Here is a 15,028-nt window from a genome sequence, read left to right on the forward strand (position 1 = left end):
AAGCCGTTTTTTCTGTGTCTAGCTGTACCATTCAAAACTTATTGATCATTTCCCAATATATATGGTCATTTCAGGACCTTTGACTCAGCTATCTTTAGATGTCCAGCTCCGGGCGCCCTGCGCTTTTCTACGATGTCATAAAGTATTCACAGTTAAAATAAGCGAATTTCGGCTTCAGATTTGATACGATGGGAGAAGAAAAATGAAGGGGAGAGAATGATGGCAACTGATTTAAATATATTCCTAGCATTCGGCGCGGGTTTTCTCAGTTTTATTTCGCCTTGTGTCCTGCCATTGTATCCGGCATTCATATCTTATATTACCGGCATGTCGATCGACGATTTGAAAGCGGATTCGAAAAGGATGAACCGCAACGGCATACTCCATACGATTTTCTTTTTACTCGGATTTTCGGTAGTTTTCGTCTTTTTAGGGTTCAGTACATCATTTGTCGGCACTTTCTTCATCCAGTATAAAGATCTGCTTAGACAAATCGGTGCCATTTTCATCGTCTTATTCGGACTCATGGTCATTGGATTGTTTACACCGAAGTTTTTAATGAAAGAACATCGGCTGCAATTCAAAAACCGTCCTGCCGGTTATTTAGGGACAGCATTGATCGGGCTCGCCTTTTCTGCGGGATGGCAACCGTGCATGGGACCGATCATCGGAGCCATCATCGGACTGGCGGCAGCAAATCCTGGTTCCAGTATGCTATACATGATGATGTATGTACTCGGTTTTGCGATTCCGTTTTTCGTCTTGTCGTTCTTCATTACACGACTTGGCTGGATCCGAAGAAACAGCAACCTAATAATGAAAGTCGGCGGTTATATTATGATTGCCTTCGGACTATTGCTGTTCTTTGACGGCATTGTTTTCCTAACAAGCTTACTTAGCCCGATATTCGGCGATTTCCAAGGTTTTTAACAATAATAGCCTCCGAGCATCTTGCTTGGAGGCGTAATTGATTTTTGAAGTGGAGGAACTGCCGATGAACGAGATCGGATCTTTTGAACAATGGCTGGACATCACGGTAAGTGAGCCGCGGCTATTATTGTTTGTCAAAACGGATCATTGCTCCGTCTGTGAAGGGCTATATCCGCAAGTGGCCGAACTGGAAGAGGAATATCCATTCCCTTTTTATAGAGTGAATGCTGCACAAGTTCCTGAAATGGCGGGCCAGCTCGCCTTATTCACCGCCCCGGTTGTCCTTCTGTTCCATCGGGGCAAGGAAACAGCCAGGTTTGCCAGATTCGTACAGATGGAACAGTTGAAGTACCGTTTGGACGAGTTGGTGGAGTGGGGGGAGGACCATGCTTGAGCTTGAGAGAATCGTTGATTTCATTTTCAATGAAATACCATCCGTCTACTTGATTGTCGGGTCAACGCTATTGTTTCTCTTTATGGGAACTATGGCGTTCATCGTCCGGACAAAGGCGGCGAAAAGACCGATTTCACCGAAACGGATCATCTTGCCGCCACTGTTCATGTCGACAGGGGCTCTTATGTTTTTATTTGAAGAATTCAGGGTGCCTTTGACACAAGTTCTGGAATCGGTCTTTGTTGGAATGCTATTTTCGATTGTGTTGATCAAAACGACAAATTTTGAGGAAAAGGATGAAAAGCTTTACGTCAAAAAATCCAGAGCGTTCCTGTTCATCCTATTCGGGCTTTTAATTGTACGTTTTGTCGCGAAATTGATTTTAAGCAGCACCATCGACGTCGGGGAGCTTGGCGGCATGTTCTGGATATTGGCATTCGGCATGATTGTTCCTTGGCGCATCGGGATGCTAGTGAAATATTACAAACTAAAAAACACCATTGAAAAAACCTCCCAAGTGTAAGGGAGGTTTTTTGTATCGCGTCTAGACTCCGGTGACTCTGCTTTTGTTAATCAAATAAATGCTCGTATGGAGTGATATCGATTTCCATCGAATCCAATTTCCTGCGTAAAAATTTATGATCGCGTTTTGGAGTGGCGAGAATGTAGCCGCGGATAATATGATCGAAGCTTACCGCCTTTGCACGGTCTTCCAACGCAATTTGGCCGATTTTAGAGCCGATTTTCTGTTTAGCGACGTCACGGAATAATTCTGGAACGGGGCTTACGAGTTCATTCAATAAATCTTTCGCTTCCTCATTCCAGAGATGAAGGGATTCATTCACATAATGCTCTTCCCAATCAAGCGTCGATTTACCATCCGCCTTCGGAAACACTTTCAGGAATTTGCGGAACATGAAAAAGCCACCGATTCCAAAAAGTCCAATCAGGACGACACACCAAAAAATGATGAACCACATAAAAAAATCTTGCAACTGTCTTCACCTCTTCCATTCTATTCTCCATTATAAGAGCTTTTTCAAAAAAATACACGGACAAAGTATCCTTTCCTCCATTTCGGGTCGCATTGGAGGCCTTTTTAAATTCAATCCAGCGAAAGGCACCCTGCGCTTGTTTCATTAAATGTGAAATGAACTTCACGGAAACGTCAAAGATTGGACAAGAACGATGATCCCATGCGGTTGTTTGATAAGTATGCATCCACTATGATAAAGTAAGTACTGAAAGTGGAGGAGTCTGTATATGCGCAAAAAAATATTTTTATTGTCCATTACGATGCTTATGCTAGTAATGAGTGCATGTTCAATGGGTGGATTCAAGGCGGATCATAAATATAAGATTGAACCGTTTGAATTTACGAACCAACATCATGAGCAAGTATCTCTTGACGATTTGAAGGGGACTGTCTGGATTGCCCAATTCGTTTTCACAAACTGTGAAACTGTCTGTCTGCCAATGATGGCGAATATGACAGATTTGCAGAAGATGCTGCATGACGAAGGCGTCGAAGATTATAAAATCGTATCTTTCAGCATAGACCCTAAAAATGATACGCCTGAAGCTTTGCAGGAATACGTAGATGCATTCGAACCTGTCGATCAAAGCAAATGGGAAATGTTGACTGGATATAGCCAGGAAACGATTGAAAACTTGGCAATTGGATCTTTCAAGACGTTCGTCAGTAAAGCTCCAGGGGAAGACCAAGTTGTCCATGGAACGGCATTCAGCTTAGTAAATAAAGACGGAGTGTCTGTAAAGACTTACAGTGGGGCGGAAGAAGTTCCTTACGAGGAAATCGTGAAAGACATGAAAGCGCTCATTAAAGAAAAGCCTAAATCGTAACGAGAATGAAATGAAAAGGGTGGTACAGTGAAGAAGAAGAAAAAGGGGTTATCCATTAAAACGAAAATTTTTATGATCGTTTTACTTATCCCTGTTGCTGTAACCACCTTCACCATATCGGCTATTATTTGGACAGGTATCCAAAATCCCGAGCTCATAAAGAAATCTGCAAGCACGTTGCTGGAATTCCAAGATCGGCATACCGCATTGGTCATACCGGAAGAGTATATTCCGGTCTATCAAGCGGCTGCAACGGAGTACGGCATTCCTTGGACGCTTCTCGCTGCCCATCATCGGATTGAAACACGCTTTTCAACGATGGATCCTTTATTATCTCCAGCCGGAGCTGAAGGTCATATGCAGTTCATGCCTTGCACATTTGTAGGGTGGGGATATCCGGGATGCGGAGGCCTTGGAAAAGGGAATATACCCGATAAGGACAAGACCGATCCTACTGTCATTAAAAAGTATGGCGGGTACGGAGTCGATGCTAACGGGGATGGAATTGCAGATCCATTTGATATTGAAGATGCGATATTCAGCGCCGCACATTATTTGTCCAAGAGCGGGGCAGCCGATGGGGAGATTGAAAAGGCGGTATTCCATTACAACCATAGTGATAAATATGTAGAAGACGTCTTATGGTTCTTCAATGAATTTGAAACCCAGAGATTGGAAAGTAAATGAAAAAGAGCGTCAAGAGAAAAATCTCTTGACGCTCTTTTTCATTTTTTCATTCAAGTAGCTCTGCGCATCGATTTCATGATTAAGCTCACAATAAACACGAGGATGATCGCACCGAGCAATGCAGGTAGGATATAGAAGTCCGAAACTTTAGGACCCCATGATCCAAGCAGCATACCGCCAATCCAAGCACCGATGATACCGGCAATGATATTACCGATGACTCCACCTGGAATGTCTTTTCCTAAAATAAGTCCTGCGAGCCAACCGATAATTCCACCAATAATTAGAAACCAAATAAAGCTCATTTAATCCATCTCCTTTTTAGTGATTCATAATTGCTTATGTAGTATTTGGATATCCGTTTTTCCCATACATTAAACATCTACATAAGAGAATCACTAAAAAATATTGAGATTAGCGGATTACTTTGGCTCCGAGTGTCTTTTCAAAATGTCGTAGTGCCCATTCATGGCCAGCGGGATCGAAGCTCGCAACCCCTCTTTCGTGGATAACGATATCAAAACCCCGATTATAGGCATCGACCGACGTATGAAGAATGCATATGTCCGTGCAAACGCCGACAAGATGCAATTCAGTTATTCCGCGTGCTCGAAGCTGTAATTCGAGATCGGTTCCTGCAAAAGCGCTAAAACGCGTTTTATCCATCCAGATAATCTGATCTTGATTCTCTTCATATAAAGCGTGAAGTGCACCGTATGGATTCCGTCCCGCTGTCCCTTTAATATTGTGCGGAGGGAACATCCTTGATTCGGGATGATAAGGGTCATTTTCTTCGTGAAGATCGACGGGCATGATGACAAGATCCCCTTCGGCCAAGAACTCCTTTGTCAGGTCAACAATATACGTTTCCAAGTCAATGCCTGGCTGACCGCATGACAGTGCTCCGTCCTCTGCAACGAAATCATAAGTGTAATCGATTACCAACAATGCTTTTTTCAACAATCCCACTCCCTTTTACATATCTTCCTATCTATCATGCCACATATATAATAAAAACTCAGTAGATTTCTATTACACAGATTCAAAACTTTGCGCGAACGAGTTTTTCAGAATATACTTGACAGTGAGCTGATTCTTTATGCCTTCATACATACGGTCATCAGGTTTTCTTATGAAAGACTATAATTTTTAAGTATTTTACTTATGAACTTAGCTGTACTATGATGGAGTAGAGAAACGCTTACACAAAACCTTTTCAATAGATAAAGGAGGAATTCACAAATGGCAAAAAGTAATTTGCACAACAGCCGCAAATCTTTCGAGTTGAACGGTAAAACATATAACTATTACCATATTAAAGCACTTGAAGATGCCGGCGTTGCGAATATTTCCAGACTACCTTATTCAGTAAAAGTGCTACTTGAGTCCGTCCTGCGCCAACATGACGGGTATGTGATCAAAGACGAACACGTTGAAAACTTGGCAAAATGGGGCAAGGATGCAGACAAGGACGCAGAAGTTCCTTTCAAACCTTCCCGCGTAATCCTACAAGACTTCACTGGAGTTCCAGTTGTCGTTGACCTAGCATCTCTGCGTTCAGCTATGGCTGAAATGGGCGGAGATCCAAACAAAATCAATCCTGAAATTCCGGTTGACCTTGTTATCGACCACTCGGTACAAGTTGACCGCTACGGCACATCAGATGCACTTCGCCTTAATATGGAACTCGAGTTCGAGCGTAACGCTGAACGTTATCAATTCTTGAGCTGGGCACAAAAAGCTTACGATAACTATCGTGCAGTGCCTCCTGCAACAGGTATCGTTCACCAAGTGAACCTAGAGTACCTTGCTGCGGTTGTCCATGAAGTGGAAAACGAAGATGGCACATTTGAAACGTATCCGGACACACTTGTCGGAACAGACTCCCACACAACAATGATCAACGGTATCGGAGTTCTCGGATGGGGTGTTGGTGGAATTGAAGCTGAAGCAGGAATGCTTGGACAGCCTTCATACTTCCCAATCCCTGAAGTTATCGGTGTGAAATTGGTTGGCGAACTTCCGAACGGCACAACTGCGACTGACCTTGCGCTTAAAGTGACTCAAACACTACGTGCACATGGCGTTGTTGGTAAATTCGTCGAGTTCTTCGGACCAGGCGTATCCAAATTGCCACTTGCAGACCGTGCGACAATTGCTAACATGGCTCCTGAATACGGCGCAACTTGCGGTTTCTTCCCAGTTGACGAAGAATCTCTTGATTACATGCGTTTGACAGGCCGTGATGAAGAGCATATTCAAGTCGTACAAAAATATCTTGAAGAGAACGACATGTTCTTCACTCCTGATAAAGAAGAGCCGACATATACGGAAGTAATTGAAATTGATCTTACGAAAATCGAAGCGAACCTTGCTGGACCAAAACGTCCACAAGACTTGATTCCGCTTTCCGGATTACAACGTTCGTTCAAAGATTCTGTTGTTGCTCCTGAAGGGAACCAAGGCTTCGGTCTTACTCCGAAGGAATTCGAAAAGAAAGCTACAGTCGAGTTCGCAGACGGCCGTACTGTCGGCATGACAACAGGAGACCTTGCAATTGCAGCGATCACTTCTTGTACGAACACTTCCAATCCATACGTAATGTTAGGTGCTGGACTTGTTGCGAAGAAGGCTGTCGAAAAAGGACTTACACCTCCTGCATACGTGAAAACATCACTTGCGCCAGGTTCAAAAGTCGTTACAGGCTACCTCGAAGAATCCGGTCTTTCCAATTACTTGGATCAAATCGGATTCAACACAGTCGGTTACGGGTGTACGACTTGTATCGGAAACTCCGGTCCACTTCTTCCGGAAATCGAGAAAACGATTACGGAAAACGACCTGTTAGTTTCATCTGTTCTATCCGGTAACCGTAACTTTGAAGGACGTATCCACCCACTCGTAAAAGCGAACTACTTGGCTTCACCGCCACTTGTTGTCGCTTATGCACTTGCTGGTACTGTCGATATCGATTTTGAAAAAGATCCGATCGGTAAAGCAAAAGACGGCACAGATGTTTACTTCAAAGATATCTGGCCAACAACGGAAGAAGTGAAGGAAGTCGTTAAAGCGACAGTAACACCTGAATTGTTCCGTAAAGAATATGCTCGTGTATTCACTGAAAACGAAGCTTGGAATGCTATCGAAACAACTGACGATTCCTTGTACGATTTTGATGAAAACTCAACATATATCCAAAACCCGCCGTTCTTCGAAGGACTTTCAAAAGAGCCTGCTGATATCGAAGCTCTTTCTGGACTTCGTGTCATCGGTAAATTCGGTGATTCAATCACAACGGACCATATTTCTCCTGCAGGTGCAATCGGTAAAGATACACCGGCTGGAAAATACTTGCGCGAACATGGAGTAGAACCACGTTACTTCAACTCATACGGTTCCCGACGTGGTAACCATGAGGTTATGATGCGCGGTACATTCGCGAATATCCGTATCCGTAACCAAATTGCAAAAGGCACGGAAGGCGGCTACACAACGTATTGGCCGACAAAAGAAATCTGCCCGATCTATGACGCAGCTATGCGTTATCAGGAGGACGGAACAGGCCTTGTCATTCTCGCTGGGAAAGACTACGGAATGGGCTCTTCACGTGACTGGGCTGCAAAAGGTACTTCACTACTAGGTATCAAAACAGTCATCGCGGAAAGTTACGAGCGTATCCACCGTTCGAACCTAGTCATGATGGGTGTACTTCCTCTTCAATTCATGAAAGGGGAAAGCGCTGAAACACTTGGTCTTACTGGCGAAGAAGAAATCAGCGTGAACATCGCGGAAGGTGTAAAACCTCGCGATATCCTGAAAGTGACAGCAACTGCAAAGGACGGCTCCGTCAAAGAATTCGACGTATTAGCACGTTTCGACTCTGACGTAGAAGTAGACTACTACCGTCACGGCGGAATCCTTCAAATGGTTCTTCGTGATAAAATGAAGAATAACTAATAAGCTTAACAAAGGCGTCCGATAAAATCGGGCGCCTTTTCTTTATGAGTTTTTACTGATCAATAAATATTGCTTATATAGAACTTGCTGAATTCACTACGTTCTTTTCTCTAACCCTCAATCATACAATCTAAAGATTGCTTTCTAACACAAAAAGAATTGTACTAAGGAGGATTTTTTAGTGAAAATGAAAAAACTAAGTATGATTGTAACCTCTTCCGTTTTGTCTCTAGGAATGTTTTCTTCAATTGCCGATGCTTCAACTACTTTGAAGGGACAACCAGAAGTACGTATCCAAGTTGCTGCCACAAATACTGTTATCTCGAAAGAGGAATTGATTAAGAAATTCCGGAAGGTGTTCCCCAATCAGTTTGATTACTTAACAAATGCCGATTTTCAAGTGAACAGTTCGCATATTTATCCTGAGGATGAAACTGTGCGGCATGATCTTTATTTCACTAAAATGATTGATGGGAAGAGAGTGTATGGGAATATAGGTTTTGTCGGGAAGGATCTGGATCTTGAATACTTTTCCTATCAGCCTCCTAACGTGAAGGATGCTTTGTTCCCAGCAAAAGTTTCAAAAGAGGAAGCAAGGAAAATCGCAGAAGATTTTATGAAGAAGTTTCTTGATGGAAAAGACTATCAATTAGAAGCAGATACATTCAATTATTATCCGCAACAAATCTTAACAGAACCGATACGCTATTCGTTTACATTTGCACGTACAAAAAATCAGGTATCCATTGCTGATCAAAGAATGGAGGTTTCTGTATTAGGAAATGGTGAAATCGTTAATTTTTACAAAATGTTTCCTGGTGAAAGTGCGACATCATCAACTTTTGATGATGTCACAAAAACTAAAGATAAAAATGAGATGCTGAAAAAAGTGAAAGAAAATCTTTATGTGGAATTGAATTATCAAATAAACTACGATTACCAAACGAGCGACCGCACTGTAGAGCTCGTCTACCGTCCAACGGCAAAAATACAGGGTGTTGAAGCGGCAACAGGGAAGTGGATGACTGCAAACGGCTATGCATCGAACTTGCCAGGGAAGACGAAAATTGAAAAGATTACAGAAAAGCCGCTTCCTGCAAAGCAGGATGGCATTACGGTAGAAGACGCGAAAAAGATTGCCGAAAGGTTTCTTGCCATTGATTCTGATAAAGTAAAGTTAAGGATTGAGTCAATTCAAGAAATGGAGAATTATAATGGAGTACCAGTCATTTATGTCCAATATATGTACCAATATGCAAATGGTGGATCTGGATCAAGTTTAGAAATTAATAAAAATACAGGTGAAATTATTCACTACTACAATATGAAAGACCATCTTCTGATGGAAATCGGGGAGAATTCAAAAAAAGAAAATAAACTTAGCCAACAAAAGGCGCTTAGCCAGGCTGTGAAATCTCTTAAAGAATGGGTCCCTTCCTATCTGCATAACTATGCAATGCCTATTGAAGAACCTTATGTCGACGATAGGTTGGGTTCGTATAACTTCACCTTCCCGAGAATCGTGAATGGAATTGTCGTCAGTGGTGATCAGATCAGTGTAGGGATAGCGGCTGACGGTTCCTTAAACAGCCTTAATGTCAATTATCAAGAAATCGAAAATTGGCCATCAAGTAAAGACGTAATTTCCGAAAAAAAGGTAAAAACGATTTTTGAAGAGGCGCTTAGCCTAAAGCTTACGTATATGAAACATGCTAAAAATGTAAAGGAAAACCATTATGACCTCGTCTATTTACCTGTATTCAACGACGAATCCTTTAGTTATGTGAACGCCAATACAGGAAAATGGAATAACTTGCTGAACGGTAAAGATTCAATAACCGTAACACATCCATGGGCGGAAGAAGAGCTCAATTATCTCATTAACGCCAAAGTGTTGGACGTTAAAGATGCGAAAAGCTTTAATGGGGACGCTGCCATTTCAAAAGGGGAAGCATTAAAAGTGCTCATGAACTCACTCACTTATTTCTATTATGGCGGCTATTACTACGGGCAGGAAGAAATGAACCAAACGTTTGACAATATAGACCCTAAACATCCGTTATATAAAGAGATTGAACGTGCAGTCGAAGCGGGTATCATTAAAGTGGATGGTAAGAACTTCGCTGTCGATGCACCAGTCACAAGAGAAGAACTTTCAGTTTGGATGATTCGAGTATTAGGACTTGAGCAGGCTGCAAAAGATAACAGCATCTATAAGCTTGGCTTTGCGGATGCCGATAAAGTGCAATCCGCAAATACGGGTTATGTAGCCATTGCAAACTCGTTGGGCTTAGTAAAAGCAGAGAAAAACCAGTTCAACCCTAACCGTGAAGTGTCCTATGCCGAGTTGGCAGTATCAACGATTCGCTTGGCCCATGCAATTGCTGAAAATGGAAGAGGTCTGCGTTATTGATCATTCCTTATTGACATAGATGAAATAGTTGCATATAATACAATAAAATTAATTATCAATAAACAAGCGTTGAAAAGGACATGAATTATCTTGGATGCTACACCAGAGAACAGGACCATGGGCTGGAAGTCCTGAAGCGGAAAAGATGATTAACCACCTTTGAGCTATCATAGAGGAATGCGTTAAGCAGAAAACTATGATCGGGAGACCGTTATCGATTGAGCGCCACGTTTTTAAGCCTGGCGAAATCAGGGTGGTACCACGACCGCATTCGTCCCTTTACTAGGGAAGAATGCGGTCTTTTTTTAATTTCATACAAAGCGTTGAAAAGGACATGATTCATTTCGGAAGCTTCGCCAGAGAACAGGACCATGGCTGGAAGTCCTGTAGTGGAAGAATTGATTTACCGCCTTTGAGCTATTGTAGAGGACTGCACGAGCAGAAAACTATGATCGGGAGACCGTTATATCGTTTGAGCGCTACGTTTATTAAACATGGCGAAATCAGGGTGGCACCACGACCGCATTCGTCCCTTTACTAGGGAGGAGTGCGGTCATTTTATATATAAAATAGGAGGAATTACAATGTCAGTACAAATGGAAATTGAAAAAAGGAATCATCGGAAATTAGGCCAGGAGCTTGAATTGTTCATGTCGTCAGATGAAGCCCCAGGTATGCCGTTTTATTTGCCGAAAGGGATGATTGTACGAAATGAGTTGGAGCAACTTTGGAAACGGAAGCATCAGGAGGCGGGATATGAGGAGATCAAAACTCCAATCATGATGAAGCAAGAACTTTGGGAGCAATCCGGTCATTGGGATCACTATCATGAAAATATGTATTTTTCCGATGTGGATGAACATCATTATGCGTTGAAACCGATGAATTGTCCGGGTGCGATGCTTATCTTTAATCATAAACGAAGAAGTTATCGGGAATTGCCGATCCGTTATGCGGAATTAGGCTTGGTACATCGTCATGAATTATCTGGATCATTGAATGGACTTTTGCGCGTCCGTGCATTTACACAAGACGATGCACATCTATTCGTTCGTAATGCTCAAATTGAATACGAAGTCGATCGTGTATTGGATTTGATCGACGACATCTATTCGGAGTTCGGTTTCAGTTATGAAGTCGAATTATCGACAAGGCCCGAGAATTATATGGGGTCCGTCGACTTGTGGAACGAGGCGGAGCAATCGCTGGAAGAAGTGTTGAAACAGCGGGGGATGGCCTATCGCATTAACGAAGGGGATGGAGCGTTCTACGGACCAAAAATTGATTTTCACATTTTTGACTCGTTAGGACGGAGTTGGCAATGCGGCACAGTTCAATTGGATTTCCAAATGCCCGAGAAGTTCAATTGTCGGTATATTAATGAGCAGAATGAACTCGAACTGCCGATTATAATCCATCGGGCGATTTTCGGTTCAGTCGAGAGATTCCTAGCTATTCTCGTTGAACATTATGCTGGAGAATTTCCGTTATGGCTTTCACCGGAACAAGTGAGAATCATTCCGATAGCCGATAAGCATGTTTTCTATGCAAATGAAGTTAAAGTACAGCTTGCTGCAAAAGGGTGCCGTGTGAAAGTGGATCGCCGCACTGAAAAAATGGGATTGAAAATCAGGGAGTCGGAGAAGCAGAAGATTCCCTACATGATGATCGTTGGTGATCAGGAAGTTGAAAAGAAAATGGTATCCGTTCGCAAGCGAAATGAAGGGGACCTTGGTCAAATGAAAATCGAGGATTTTCAAACAGATTGTTTAAATAATAGCCAGTGAGAATGGGTGCTCCTTCTGGCACCCTTCTCTATACATTTGAATCCTGAATGAATTCAATTTTCTTTGCCTCATACAGATCATTTTTATATTCATACGTAATATGGAAGCTTCCTATATATCCGCCCACTGGGGAGACCTGGGCACCGATAATAGCCATTAATTTATTCTCAATGACTTCAAAGCGCAATAAATTAGCTGTAGTGATGTCAGAAAAAAATTTTCTTGGTTCAATACCTAACTTGTCAATTTCAATTTCTGTCTTATGATGCCCAATCGTAATCAGAGCGTGCGACTTAGTTAATTCTGTCTTTACGTTTTTTAAAAGGATGGCCATGGGGTTATCAACGAGGATTTCTCGGTAAACATTGCCGAAATTAGTTTCAGTTTTATGGAGAACATGGACTTCTTGATTGACAACCCCAGTCCCATATCCCCTTGTCAGAATGACAATTAGTTCATTTTCACCGTCTTGATTAATGTCTTTATAAATAAGTTGGGGCCAATATGCTTCATTAGAAACATTAATCCAAAATGGGAAATGTTGAGTAACTCCATTTACTTCCAATCGAAATTTCTGTAGATATCCTTCACTTTCATTTGCAAATAAAGCGATCTTCGCTTCTGGTAATTTCCCAACAACTTTTTCATTAGATTGATTTTGCCTAGAGATTTCATTATCCAATTCACTTTTGTGAGCATCCGTTCCAAATGGAAATGTAATTAATATAAGTAGACATAATATCGAGATCCTTCGCATTATTGACAATAGCCTCCTAAAACAATTTGAAATAAAGTATGTGCAGTATGTCATCTTATATTGCTTCAACGTTAAGTTTCTTTAAAAATCTCGTCTTTACTAAAGAAGGGCTAAGCAAACCGCTTAGTCTTTTCTTTATTTCATTTCAATAATAATAGAGATATAATTAACTATAGTTAGAAAATATAGAAATATAGGGGCATTGATATGTGGGTACAACGTTTTGTTGATACTGAGAGAGGGACTTTCGAGGTTTTTGAAAAAGGAGAAGGAGAGCCGATAGCCGTTACTCATCTATACAGTGAATACACTGAAAGAGGAAATGCGTTCGCAAATCCGTTTACGGAGCATTATCATGTCTACCTCATCAATTTACGCGGAGCAGGGAAATCGGAAGGCGCGCAATCAGAAGAGCAATATAGCATGAAAAAATCCGTTTTGGATTTGGAAGCAGTCCGGGAAGCGATTCAACTAACGAAATGGGGATTTGCAGGACATTCGACAGGAGGCATGTTAGCTCTTGTGTATGCTGTAATGAGGGAAGAATCTTTAACGAAGATTGTCGCTGGGGGCGCTGCTGCAAGCATTGAGTACAGTGCTGATCCAGGAAGTATGTATTGTCAAGAAAACCCGAACTTTGAACGGATTGTGGAAATAATGAATTGAATTGATACTCCGGATCTGTCTTTGGAGGAAAGACGGGCTCTAGGCCGTGAATGGAATTTGATGTCTTTTCATTCTGAGAAGAAAATGGAGTTGGCTCTTCAGAAACCGAATAGCGGCAAGACGGTCGGGGATCGATTGACGTATTTCAGAAAAGTGGACTGCAAGACATATGACGTCAGAGATAATTTGAAGAAAATTGACTTGCCGTCTTATATATATGCAGGTAAACATGATGCACAATGTCCGCATAAATTCGGTGTTCAAATTGCGGAATACCTTCCGAACGCCAGATTCACTTTCTTTCTATATAGCAACCATTATCCGTTTTTTGAAGAAGAGGCGGAATTTGCTGAGTTCGTTAGAAGTACTTTGAACACAATTGGAGAAGTTATATCACCCGGCCAGCCATAATGAAAAGTGTCATGCATAATATGTGGTTATATTTAATTAAGCAAACGAGCGTTGTAGAAACAATTATTCCGGGGTGAAAATGATGTTTATAGAAGGATTAAATCATTTATTATTTTCAGTTTCCGATTTGGAAGAGTCGATAAAATTCTACCAAGATGTTTTTGGGGCTGATTTGTTGGTTAAAGGGAGGAGCGCTGCTTATTTTGATTTGAACGGTATTTGGTTAGCTCTTAATTTGGAAAAAGATATTCCCCGTAAGGAAATTAGCCAATCATACACTCACGTTGCTTTTTCAGTAGAAGAGGCAGACTTTGAAAATATATATAACCAGTTAGAAAGATTAGGCGTAAATATTTTAAGCGGTCGTCTAAGAGATAAAAGGGATATGAAGTCGATTTATTTTACTGATCCAGATGGACATAAGTTTGAATTTCATACTGGTACTTTACAAGACAGATTAAACTATTATAAAAAAGATAAACCACATATGGAATTTTACGATTGAACTTTTATATGGCTTAATTGCAACTGTAGTGAAATGGGAGGCGAATAATTATAGATAATCAGCTGTTTGCATACCATATCGTCACGAATAAGAAAATGGAAATCGGACAGATTATCAACTTTGGCGACAATCAACAGAACACATTATATCGCTTCTTTTTAGAGAACAATTGAATTCTAAGGGAGAGGACTCTTTACGTATTTTACAAGATCATCATACGAGCGATGGCTTACATTTGAATAAGGAAGATGCTGAAGTGGTTAGCAGGTATATGGACCAAACCATCAGCGCTATAAGAGAAGTCATAACAGAAATGGTGAGAGTAAAGGAGTACCCTAATTACCCTTCTAGGTTATCTTGCTTATATGCGGCAAAGACATATGAAGACGCATTGAAATGGAAGGAATTGTTTGACTCCTATAATCGAAAGGTATTACAGATTGTGAAATTACGAGTGAAAGGAAGTCATTTCGAAGGAGATGCTGCACTACTCCCAAAAGAAGATGGCGTAACTTTCACGACAAAAATTGAACAAGCAAAAGAGTACTGGAAGGGCAACTCGAAAAGCGAGCTGACTGAGCTATTGATTAATGGGGAAATTGAGGTAGTAGAAATCATTGACGATTTTTCATAAGTTAAACTTGGGATCTAGAAATGA

Annotated in this window: 13 protein-coding genes and 2 pseudogenes; 11 read left to right on the top strand and 4 right to left on the bottom strand. The window is 41.5% G+C overall.

The features are described 5' to 3' along the window. The first annotated feature begins 219 nt into the window (after positions 1-219). From OC538_RS02100 to OC538_RS02110, 3 genes are read left to right on the top strand one after another with little or no spacing between them, the layout of a single operon-like run. On the top strand, positions 220-930 hold the full coding sequence (locus tag OC538_RS02100; RefSeq protein ID WP_251694601.1) for a cytochrome c biogenesis CcdA family protein: 711 nt from the start codon (positions 220-222) through the stop codon (positions 928-930). 37 nt (positions 931-967) lie between these two features. Continuing rightward, positions 968-1,324: a thioredoxin family protein gene (locus OC538_RS02105; RefSeq protein ID WP_410055843.1), complete on the top strand. Its 357-nt coding sequence runs from the start codon at positions 968-970 to the stop codon at positions 1,322-1,324. A 22-nt stretch (positions 1,325-1,346) separates the two neighbouring features. Next, positions 1,347-1,847: a CcdC family protein gene (locus tag OC538_RS02110; protein WP_251695283.1), complete on the top strand. Its 501-nt coding sequence runs from the start codon at positions 1,347-1,349 to the stop codon at positions 1,845-1,847. 46 nt (positions 1,848-1,893) lie between these two features. Here the strand turns inward: OC538_RS02110 and OC538_RS02115 are convergent, their stop codons facing one another. Further along, positions 1,894-2,304, bottom strand: coding sequence for a DUF2621 domain-containing protein (locus OC538_RS02115; RefSeq protein ID WP_251695282.1), 411 nt, complete (start codon positions 2,302-2,304; stop codon positions 1,894-1,896). Between the two features lie 283 nt (positions 2,305-2,587). On the opposite strand from OC538_RS02115, the gene OC538_RS02120 reads away from it, so the two are divergent. Both OC538_RS02120 and OC538_RS02125 read left to right on the top strand, forming a co-directional pair. Further along, positions 2,588-3,187, top strand: coding sequence for an SCO family protein (locus tag OC538_RS02120; RefSeq protein ID WP_262173051.1), 600 nt, complete (start codon positions 2,588-2,590; stop codon positions 3,185-3,187). Positions 3,188-3,214: 27 nt separating this feature from the next. Further along, positions 3,215-3,874 carry a lytic transglycosylase domain-containing protein gene (locus OC538_RS02125; protein WP_262173052.1) on the top strand — a complete coding sequence of 220 codons (660 nt, stop codon included), beginning with the start codon at positions 3,215-3,217 and terminating at the stop codon, positions 3,872-3,874. 50 nt (positions 3,875-3,924) lie between these two features. Here the strand turns inward: OC538_RS02125 and OC538_RS02130 are convergent, their stop codons facing one another. Both OC538_RS02130 and OC538_RS02135 read right to left on the bottom strand, forming a co-directional pair. Continuing rightward, positions 3,925-4,179 carry a GlsB/YeaQ/YmgE family stress response membrane protein gene (locus tag OC538_RS02130; RefSeq protein WP_251624282.1) on the bottom strand — a complete coding sequence of 85 codons (255 nt, stop codon included), beginning with the start codon at positions 4,177-4,179 and terminating at the stop codon, positions 3,925-3,927. 109 nt (positions 4,180-4,288) lie between these two features. Beyond that, positions 4,289-4,834, bottom strand: a complete 546-nt coding sequence (locus OC538_RS02135; RefSeq protein WP_262173054.1) for a cysteine hydrolase family protein — start codon at positions 4,832-4,834, stop codon at positions 4,289-4,291. A gap of 282 nt (positions 4,835-5,116) precedes the next feature. On the opposite strand from OC538_RS02135, the gene acnA reads away from it, so the two are divergent. The 3 genes from acnA to thrS all read left to right on the top strand — a co-directional run bounded on the left by acnA (position 5,117) and on the right by thrS (position 12,031). Further along, positions 5,117-7,831 carry an aconitate hydratase AcnA gene (gene acnA / locus OC538_RS02140; RefSeq protein ID WP_251694597.1) on the top strand — a complete coding sequence of 905 codons (2,715 nt, stop codon included), beginning with the start codon at positions 5,117-5,119 and terminating at the stop codon, positions 7,829-7,831. A gap of 187 nt (positions 7,832-8,018) precedes the next feature. Beyond that, positions 8,019-10,244, top strand: a complete 2,226-nt coding sequence (locus tag OC538_RS02145) for an S-layer homology domain-containing protein (RefSeq protein ID WP_262175098.1) — start codon at positions 8,019-8,021, stop codon at positions 10,242-10,244. 584 nt (positions 10,245-10,828) lie between these two features. Next, positions 10,829-12,031: a threonine--tRNA ligase gene (gene thrS / locus OC538_RS02150; RefSeq protein ID WP_262173056.1), complete on the top strand. Its 1,203-nt coding sequence runs from the start codon at positions 10,829-10,831 to the stop codon at positions 12,029-12,031. A gap of 28 nt (positions 12,032-12,059) precedes the next feature. Here thrS and OC538_RS02155 read toward each other — a convergent pair whose 3' ends face one another. Then, positions 12,060-12,713 carry a hypothetical protein gene (locus OC538_RS02155; RefSeq protein ID WP_262173057.1) on the bottom strand — a complete coding sequence of 218 codons (654 nt, stop codon included), beginning with the start codon at positions 12,711-12,713 and terminating at the stop codon, positions 12,060-12,062. Between the two features lie 282 nt (positions 12,714-12,995). Here OC538_RS02155 and OC538_RS02160 point away from each other — a divergent pair. The 3 genes and pseudogenes from OC538_RS02160 to OC538_RS02170 all read left to right on the top strand — a co-directional run bounded on the left by OC538_RS02160 (position 12,996) and on the right by OC538_RS02170 (position 15,004). Further along, positions 12,996-13,865, top strand: a pseudogene (locus OC538_RS02160) (alpha/beta fold hydrolase). An 82-nt stretch (positions 13,866-13,947) separates the two neighbouring features. Further along, positions 13,948-14,370 (top strand): FosM family fosfomycin resistance protein, encoded by a 423-nt coding sequence (gene fosM / locus OC538_RS02165; protein WP_262173058.1) that lies wholly within the window; start codon positions 13,948-13,950, stop codon positions 14,368-14,370. Between the two features lie 95 nt (positions 14,371-14,465). Then, positions 14,466-15,004: pseudogene (locus tag OC538_RS02170) on the top strand (DUF2441 domain-containing protein). The last annotated feature ends 24 nt before the right edge of the window (positions 15,005-15,028 follow it).

It is taken from the genome of Saccharococcus sp. Marseille-Q5394 (assembly GCF_946901335.1).
GTDB classification, from domain to species: domain Bacteria; phylum Bacillota; class Bacilli; order Bacillales_A; family Planococcaceae; genus Sporosarcina; species Sporosarcina luteola_C.

Coding starts and splice junctions, on each gene's coding strand:
- OC538_RS02100 (WP_251694601.1), top strand. CDS start 220: ATGGCAACTGATTTAAATATATTCCTAGCATTCGGCGCGGGTTTTCTC.
- OC538_RS02115 (WP_251695282.1), bottom strand. CDS start 2,304: ATGTGGTTCATCATTTTTTGGTGTGTCGTCCTGATTGGACTTTTTGGA.
- OC538_RS02145 (WP_262175098.1), top strand. CDS start 8,019: ATGAAAAAACTAAGTATGATTGTAACCTCTTCCGTTTTGTCTCTAGGA.
- OC538_RS02120 (WP_262173051.1), top strand. CDS start 2,588: ATGCGCAAAAAAATATTTTTATTGTCCATTACGATGCTTATGCTAGTA.
- OC538_RS02130 (WP_251624282.1), bottom strand. CDS start 4,179: ATGAGCTTTATTTGGTTTCTAATTATTGGTGGAATTATCGGTTGGCTC.
- thrS (WP_262173056.1), top strand. CDS start 10,829: ATGTCAGTACAAATGGAAATTGAAAAAAGGAATCATCGGAAATTAGGC.
- fosM (WP_262173058.1), top strand. CDS start 13,948: ATGTTTATAGAAGGATTAAATCATTTATTATTTTCAGTTTCCGATTTG.
- acnA (WP_251694597.1), top strand. CDS start 5,117: ATGGCAAAAAGTAATTTGCACAACAGCCGCAAATCTTTCGAGTTGAAC.